The 1,030-nt window shown below is 36.5% G+C and carries 1 pseudogene; it reads right to left on the reverse strand.

Features of this window, described 5'->3' with window-relative positions:
* Positions 1-1,030 (reverse strand): annotated as a pseudogene (locus B0A68_RS24275) (SusC/RagA family TonB-linked outer membrane protein); the annotation flags it as partial.

Genomic DNA, 1,030 nt, shown 5'->3' on the forward strand with positions numbered 1-1,030 from the left:
AGAGTTTCTATAGTCGAGCTGTTATAAAGACCTCCAGAAGAAAGAGTTGATCTCATAATTTTATAAGAGCTGAAAGATTCTCCCAAAAGCAGATTAAAATGATGACTTCCAAAAGATTTATTGAAGTTTAATGTATTTTCATTTACAATATTTTGTCTTCTGTACGTATTGTAAGCCCCTCTAATACTCGCCTGAACATCATTAGGAGTATAACTTTCAAAAGTATTATCTGTATTATCCAAGTTAATAGTACTTTTCCAGATTAATCCGTTTGCGATTTCAAAACTAGCGTACGAAGAAACTAGATTTCTATACATAGAATTTTTTCCGGTTCTCACCAAAGCATTCAGCATATTGGTTGTACTGCTTCCCCAGGCATATCTTGTTGTGTATTTTTCGCCTGCAGCGTTAGAAGCACTTTCAAAAACCGGAGTTGCAGTTAAGGCTTTAAACAAAGTGTTATCTTTTCCTTCTACACCCGGATCATTTTTTATAGAATAAGACGGCGCAAAATTGATTCCGATTTTAAATTTTTCTGATAATTTAAAGTCAAGATTGGCTCTTCCAGAAAACAATGTATAATCTGTACCCACCATATATCCTGTATTTTTTTGATAATTGGCAGACACAAAATAATTTACAACATCTGTAGCTCCAGAAGCCGAAAATTGATAACTGCTGAATTCTCCTGTACGGAAAACTTTATCCTGCCAATCAATGTAGTCTAATCCCGGATGTCCCGGCATGTCCCATCTGTCGTCGTACAGATACGTATAATATCTTGTATTACTTGTAGTTAACGGCGCTGTCGGATTGGCTGCGTTGTAAGTGGCAATACGCTGCGCATTATTCTGACCTGCAGATGCTCCGGCAATACCAGAACTTGCCCATTGTGCATCGATCATTGTTTTAGCTCTTTTAATCCAGCCTTCAGATGTCAGCATGTCTACTCGGTTTGCTTCTTTGTTGAGACCGCTGTAGGTATTAAAAGTAAATTTTGTTTTACCTAATTTTCCTTTTTTAGTAGTAA

This window comes from Flavobacterium reichenbachii, assembly GCF_002217435.1.
GTDB classification, from domain to species: domain Bacteria; phylum Bacteroidota; class Bacteroidia; order Flavobacteriales; family Flavobacteriaceae; genus Flavobacterium; species Flavobacterium reichenbachii.